General features: G+C 70.4%; 7 protein-coding genes. 4 read left to right on the top strand and 3 right to left on the bottom strand.

All coding sequences use genetic code 11. From position 1 onward, the window contains the following. Positions 1-142: 142 nt before the first annotated feature. A complete protein-coding gene (locus IE318_RS37300) occupies positions 143-1,042 on the top strand; it encodes a helix-turn-helix transcriptional regulator (protein ID WP_189907364.1) in 900 nt (299 codons plus the stop codon). A 177-nt stretch (positions 1,043-1,219) separates the two neighbouring features. Further along, positions 1,220-2,476, top strand: coding sequence for an MFS transporter (locus tag IE318_RS37295; RefSeq protein ID WP_229904010.1), 1,257 nt, complete (start codon positions 1,220-1,222; stop codon positions 2,474-2,476). Between the two features lie 86 nt (positions 2,477-2,562). Here the strand turns inward: IE318_RS37295 and IE318_RS37290 are convergent, their stop codons facing one another. Then, a complete protein-coding gene (locus IE318_RS37290) occupies positions 2,563-2,787 on the bottom strand; it encodes a winged helix-turn-helix transcriptional regulator (RefSeq protein ID WP_373311393.1) in 225 nt (74 codons plus the stop codon). A 296-nt stretch (positions 2,788-3,083) separates the two neighbouring features. On the opposite strand from IE318_RS37290, the gene IE318_RS37285 reads away from it, so the two are divergent. Both IE318_RS37285 and IE318_RS37280 read left to right on the top strand, forming a co-directional pair. Beyond that, entirely contained in the window at positions 3,084-3,797 is a 714-nt protein-coding gene (locus IE318_RS37285) for a DsbA family oxidoreductase (protein WP_189907363.1), read from the top strand. A gap of 106 nt (positions 3,798-3,903) precedes the next feature. Continuing rightward, positions 3,904-4,617 carry an SDR family NAD(P)-dependent oxidoreductase gene (locus tag IE318_RS37280; protein WP_189907362.1) on the top strand — a complete coding sequence of 238 codons (714 nt, stop codon included), beginning with the start codon at positions 3,904-3,906 and terminating at the stop codon, positions 4,615-4,617. Between the two features lie 486 nt (positions 4,618-5,103). Here IE318_RS37280 and IE318_RS37275 read toward each other — a convergent pair whose 3' ends face one another. Beyond that, positions 5,104-5,571 (bottom strand): ETEC_3214 domain-containing protein, encoded by a 468-nt coding sequence (locus IE318_RS37275; RefSeq protein ID WP_373311394.1) that lies wholly within the window; start codon positions 5,569-5,571, stop codon positions 5,104-5,106. A gap of 306 nt (positions 5,572-5,877) precedes the next feature. Further along, on the bottom strand, positions 5,878-6,867 hold the full coding sequence (locus IE318_RS37270) for an aldo/keto reductase (RefSeq protein ID WP_189907360.1): 990 nt from the start codon (positions 6,865-6,867) through the stop codon (positions 5,878-5,880). Positions 6,868-6,911 lie beyond the last annotated feature (44 nt).

Raw genomic sequence — 6,911 nt, 5'->3', positions numbered from 1 at the left:
CACCGACAACGGCGGGATCTTCGGTCCACGACGATTCACACCAAACCAACGACGAACCTCTGACTCAGGTCACTAGCGGGGGGTATGACAGGGCCCCCCTCGGCGGGCGTGTCACGGCGGTGGCGGAGCAACACTGGGATGTATGGCATCCGAGCAGCACAGCAGCGGTGACGAGCTGGGGCGCTTCCTGCGCGCCCGCCGCACCCAGACCAGCCCGCAGAGCGCGGGCCTGACCCCCGGGCCCGGCGTGCGCCGTACCCCCGGGCTGCGCCGCGAGGAGCTGGCCACCCTCGCCGGGGTGAGCATCGATTACTACACCCGTCTGGAGCGTGGCAAGGAAACCCGCCCCAGCCCTGCCGTCATCGACTCCCTGGCCCGGGCACTGCACCTGGATGACGCCGAGCACCAGCACCTGCGCACCCTGGCGGTCCGCGCCGCCCGCTACGTGCCCGAACCCGCGCCCGCCCCCAGCCGCAGCGTGCGTCCGCACGTGAAACTGATGCTGGAGGCACTGCGCCCGAACCCGGCCTATGTGCTTAGCCGCAGCATGGACGTCCTCGCGTACAACCCGGGCGGGCTCGCCCTCTACCCGGGGCTGGCCGAGTGGCCCGCCAAGCAGCGCAACCTGGCCCGCTACCTGTTCCTGCACCCGTCGGGACGGGACATCTTCCCCGACTGGGACAACCAGATCCGCGGGTGCGTCGCCCGCCTGCGGGCCCTGGCCGGCACCGACCCCGACGCCCCGGACCTGGCCCAGCTCGTCGGCGAGCTCCTCCTCAAGAGCGAGGACTTCGCCGGGCTGTGGGAACGCTACGAGGTCACCGGCCGCAAGAACCCGACCAAGACGTTCCGCCACCCCCAGGTCGGCACGCTCACCCTCGCCTTCCAGGGCATGGCCCTCGAAGGCAGCCCCGGACACCGCATGGCCGTCTACACCGCCCAGCCCGGGACTCCCGACCACGATGCCGTGCTCCTGCTCGACATGACCGCACCCCCCACGCCCGTCCCCTCGCGCGAAGACGCCACCCGTCAGCAGAGCTGACCGGCCTCCTTCGCGTCTCACCACCGGCTGCGCGACCGGGCTCATCGCCCGCGCGCACCCCTTGGACGGTGCGAGTTCTCTGCGATACGCGCGGCTCCGCTGCCTCACCCGGACGACAGGCCCGTTTGCCCCTCACCAGCGGTGCCACAGCACCGCCTCCTCATGAAAGGACCACGCATGACAGGGCCGATCACGCCCTCCATACCCGACCGCCGGATGACCCCGGCCCGAACCCTCGTCTTCGCGATCGCCGCCGGCATGGCCGTCGGCAACCTCTACTGGGCCCAGCCCCTGATCGAGGTCATCGCCTCGTCCCTGGGCGTCTCGTCATCGAGCGCCGCCACGCTGGTCACCGTCACCCAGGTCGGATACGCGCTCGGCATTTTCCTCATCGTGCCGCTCGGCGACATCCTCGACCGCCGCCGCCTCATCCCCCTGATTCTCACCGTGTCCGCCGCGACGCTCCTCGGTGCCGCGCTGGCCCCGTCGTTCGCCGTGCTCCTTGCCACGCTCGGCGGTGTGGGCCTGACCACCGTCGGCGCGCAACTGCTGGCCCCGCTCGCCAGCGAGCTGGCCGAGCCCGAGCGGCGCGGCCGGGTGGTCGGCGCGGTCGCGTCCGGTTCCCTGATCGGCATCCTGCTCTCCCGCACGATCAGCGGGTTTGTCGCCGACCTGCTCGGCTGGCGGGCGATCTATGTCCTCGCCGCCGTCGCGGCCCTCGTCCTCGCCGCTGTACTGCGCGCCGTCATTCCGCCGCTGGCCCCCCGCGACCCCGTCCCCTACCCGCGCCTTCTGGGCTCGGTGTTCACCACTGTGGCCAGGCATCGCGCGGTCCTGCCGACGCTTGCGATCGGCGCCGCGAGCTTCTCGGTCTTCTCCATGTTCTGGACGTCCCTGACCTACCTGCTGACCGCGCCCCCGTTCTCCTTTTCCGTCAGCGAGATCGGCCTGTTCGGCCTGGCCGGACTGGCAGGAGCGATCGCCGCCCGCCGCGCGGGCGCTCTGCACGACCGCGGCTGGTCCGTACCGGCCACCGGGATCGCCCTGGCCCTGCTGGGCCTGTCCCTGGCAGCCGCCTGGGCAGGCAGCGGGTCCGTCGTCGCCCTGATCGTGGTCGTCATCGCCCTCGACATCGCCGCCCAGTCCATCCTCGTCCTCGGGCAGACCCGTCTGTTCGCCCTGCCCGGATCCGCACACAGCCGCCTCAACACGGCCTTCGTCGTGAGCAACTTCCTCGGCGGAGCACTCGGATCAGCCATCGCCGGCCCCCTCTGGTCGGCAGGCGGCTGGGTCGCGATCATGACCGCCTCCCTGGCCGTCACCCTCGCCGGACTCACCGTATGGGCCCTGGGACGTCGCCGGCTCGCAGACACCGGCCCGGAGCTGGGCAGTCCCGGCGAGGGGGCCGTCGAGGCAATGACCGCGACCGGCTGACGTCTGCGCGGCAGGCCCCGCCCATACGTACATATGCGCAGGACGAAGGGGCGGGCCAACGGCCAGTTCGGGGGCCGGGAGCGGAGTCAGGAGGCGGCGCGGTGGGCGCGGATCTCGTCGTGGTGTTCGGCGGCCCAGCCGATCAGTGAGCTGACGATCTCGTGCAGGCCGCGGCCGAGTGGGGTGAGGGCGTACTCCACGCGCGGGGGGACTTCGGGGTAGGCGGTGCGGGTGAGCAGGCCGTCCTGCTGGAGCTGGCGCAGGGTGAGGCTGAGCATCCGCTGGGAAATGCCGGGGATCTGCCGCTGCACGTCGGTGTAGCGAAGCCGGCGGCCACCACGGCGATCACGAGCAGGCTCCACTTGTCGCCGACCCGGTCCAGGATCTGCCGGATGAACTCCATGTGCTCGGCGGGGATGCCCGAGCACGGCCCGGCCGCCGCAGCCGCCTCCACCGGCAGTGCTGCCGGTGCCGCCTCTCCCGCGCCGTCCCCGGCCTCCATCACACACTTTCCTCTCCGCCACGCACACGCGTGTGCCTTTTGTACCGGCTTCCATATCGGTCCATCATGACGCTACGAACAAAACGTCGGAATAGAAGGTACGCCATGAAGGTGGAAATATGGTCCGAGGTGACCTGCCCCTGGTGCGGCCTGGGCAGCCACCGTCTGGACCGGGCTGTGGAGCGGTTCGACCACGCCGGTGAGGTGGAGGTGATCCACCGCTCGTTCCCGATCAGCGGCTCCTTTCCCGGGGGCACCGTGTTCAGTGTCTGCGACGCGTTGCTGCGCCGTTACGGGCTGCAGGGTGCGCAGGCCGAAGCCTCCACCCGGCACATCGAGCAGCTGGCCGCCGCCGAGGGACTCAGCCCTTACCGGGTGCTGGACAACCAGGTCGGCAACACCGACCTGGCACACGAGTTCCTCGCCCATGCCTCCGCCCAGGGCAAGAACCGCGCCGCCTGGGCCGCGATCTTCCGTGCCTACTTCGGCCAGGCCCGTCGCGTCTTCGGCCTGGACGACCTGCTCGCCCTCGCCGGCGAGCTCGGGCTGGACGCAGACAAGACCCGCCGGGTGCTCGGGGAGCGCCGCTACCAGCGGCAGGTGCAGGACGAGGCCGCCCGCGCCCAGGCCCTGGGCGCCACCGGCGCCCCCTTCCTCCTCGTCGACGGCACCTACGCCATCCCCGGGGCCCAGGACAGCGACGCCCTCCTCGGCGTCCTGCATCAGGCATGGGACCGGCGCCGCCCTCTCACCGCCGCCTCCGGCGAGGGCACCCCCGCCTGCGGCCCTGACGGCTGCGCCGTCCCCGCCCGCGGCTGACCTCCGCCGCCGCCTTGCATTCTCCGTCCTCGGCCAGGCCCGCCGTCTGGCCACGGCTCTCGGCCGCCCCGAAGCCGCCTGACCGCACCCCTGAAGGAGATTCCCCATGTCCAAAGTCATCGCCGTCTTCGGTGCCGGCCCCGGCCTCGGCGCCTCCGTCGCCCGCCGCTTCGCCCGCGAGGGCTTCCGCGTCGCGCTCGTCGCCCGCCGCAAGGACCGCCTCGACGCCCTCGTCGAGCAGTTGACCGGCGAAGGCATCGAGGCGGCCGGCTTCCCCGCCGACCTGTCCGAGCCCGCCGAGATACCCGCCCTGATCAAGGCCATCCGCGAGCGGTTCGGCCGCCTCGACGTCATCGAGTACGGCCCCATCGGCACCGAGCAGAGCTTCCTGCCCGCCGCCCAGCTGGACGCGGCCACGCTGCGCAAGGACATCCCGCTGATGCTCCTCACCCCAGTCGAAGTGGTCCGTGCGGCCCTGCCGGAGTGGACCGAGCGCGGCGACGGCGCCTTCCTGATGGCCACCGGCCACACCGCCGTACAGCCGCAGCCCTTCATGAGCGGCGTCGGCCCGCTCATGGCGGCCGCCCGCAACTGGCTGTACTCCCTCAACGGCGAACTGGCCAGCTCCGGGATATACGCCGGCACTCTGTCCGTCACCGCCTTCATCGCCCGCAGCGCGGCCGCCGAGGCCACCGCCCAGACGATGCCCGAGGCCATCGGCGCGCTCGTCGACCCCGACGACCTCGCCGAGCAGTACTGGGACCTGTACATCAAGCGCGACCGTGTCGAGCAGGTCTATCCCGAGCCCAAAGCCGGATGACCGTGTGACCGGCAGCGAGTCGAGGCGCCTCCCGGAGCTGCCTCGGCCCGCTCCCACGGAGCGTGATTGTGCTCTGAGCTGCACATTTGATCAGGACACAGCGCGGCAAAGAAGCGCAGCGCTTCCGATCTCCGACGAGGCCGCAGCCCTCCTCCGACCCACACCGGGCAGCCCACGGAACGTGACCGTCTCACGCCTGGACTCGCCAACTAGCGTTCAACAAGGCCGCCAACAAGGAATGTCAGCGTCGCCTCTTCCGCCACGCTCGGGGGCCTCGTCCAGCGGGTTGGCGACCTTGCCCGGCTCACGCTCGCACGGCGGATCAGGCCGGCCGGATAGCCAAGCGCGACGGCGGCCTCAGCGGCCGACACCCCGCGCTGCTCCATCACCTCCGCCATCCACTCCGCACGACACACCCGACGCTCACCACCGGCTACAGCGACCGCTTCACCTGGAAACGCGCCGAGAAAGCCCAACACGTCCTCCTCAAGGGTGCCAGCGCCATGCCCGGATACGCCGATGGGCGCGACCGATCCGGCTGTCGAGCACGTGGTACTCAGGATCTGACGGGCGGACCTGGTCTTGGTCTACGCCCAGGGAGATGCCGAAGAAGGTGCCATTCTGGACCTCCTCGCACAGGGCAATGCCGCTGACGACGACCGTGTTGATCGGCGCGCTCACCCGGTACCCGTCGCGTGGGTCGGGCAGAAGCCGGGTGTGGGAGAGGTCCGCGACGTCGAACCAGTCGACGGCGACGGGGAAGGCGTTGTATCCGAAGTCGTTGACTCCGACGTACCACGATCGGTAGCCGCCGACGTTGCCGAAGTGGTGCTCCTCGAAGTACCGAAGCGACGGTTGCCGACCCAGGCCCGGGTGGTCGAGGACGACCGCGTCGCGCACGGCGGACGCCATCGAGGCGGCACCGGGGCCCATCGCCAGCAGCACGTCGACCACGCGCAACGCGTGCCGCGTGTCCTTCAGGAGCGGCAGGACGACCGGGAGCGCGGGTAGCGCGTCCGGCCCCCACTCCTCGGCGGGGGGATGTGCAGTTCGTCTGCTCGGGCGATTCGCTCAAGCGTCTCAGGAGGCCAGGTGGTCATGGGGCGCTCTCCTTCGGAAGTGAGACTGTGGTCTGCTCAGCTGTTGCGGAGGTCGCGGCGGCGACGAGTGCAGGATTGTCTGACCCGCTGGCGCGTGATGCCGGCGCGCCGCCACCCGACTCCTGTCAGCCGGTGAAGGCGGCAGGGCTCGTCGTTCTGGTTACCAGGCGTACGCCTCGGGGGCTTCCCCTCCGGGGCCGGGCCAGATCTCGTCGAGCCGGCGCAGCATGTCCTCGGACAGGGTCACCTCAGGCGCGTGCAGGTTCCTGGCGAGCTGATCGGTGGTGCGGGGGCCGACGATCGTGGCGGTGAGGACGGGATTGTGCAGCAGCCAGGCCAGCGCCACGTCGGCGGGCTGTTCGCCGATCTCGTCGCACAGCGCCTCGTACGCCTCCAACTGCGACCGGTGCCGCTCGATGGTCTGCTGCATGTGCGGCGCAGTGCGGCGGCCGCCTTCGGTCTTCTTCAGCACTCCGCCGAGCAGGCCGCCGCCCAGCGGGCTCCAGGGCAGCAGGGCGATGCCGTAGTGGCGCAGCGCGGGGATCACTTCGAGCTCGATGGTGCGGGCGGTCAGGTTGTACAGGCTCTGCTCGGAGACCAGGCCCATGAAGTGGCGGTTGGTGGCGGCGTTCTGCGCGGTCGCGATCTGCCATCCGGCGAAGTTGCTGCTGCCGGTGTAGATCACCTTGCCCTCGCGGACCAGTTGCTCCATCGCCTGCCAGATCTCCTCCCACGGGGTGGAACGGTCGATGTGGTGCATCTGGTAGAGATCGATGTGGTCGGTCTTCAGGCGGCGCAGGCTGTCTTCGGCGGCCTTGCGGATCTTGTAGGCGGAGAGGTACTTGTCGTTGGGGCCAAGGCCCATGGGCTGGTAGAGCTTGGTCGCCAGCACGATCTGCTCCCGGCGGCCTCCGCCCTGAGCGAGCCATCGGCCGATGATCTCTTCCGACAGTCCGTAGCCTTGCTCCATGTCGGGCGACTGGGGTCCGCCGTAGACGTCGGCGGTGTCGAACAGGTTGATGCCTGCCTCCAGTGCGGCGTCCATGATTTTGAAGCTCTCGGCCTCGTCGGTGACGTCCCCGAAGTTCATCGTGCCCAGCGCGAGGCGGCTGACCTTCAGCCCGCTGCGTCCCAGATGTGCGTACTGCATGCTGTCTGTCCTTTCGTGGGGGGCGGGTAGGGATGCCTACCCGT

Source organism: Streptomyces spiralis (assembly GCF_014654675.1).
GTDB lineage: Bacteria > Actinomycetota > Actinomycetes > Streptomycetales > Streptomycetaceae > Streptomyces > Streptomyces spiralis.
Note: the sequence above shows the minus strand (reverse complement) of the source record. Positions and strands in the feature narration are given on the sequence as shown.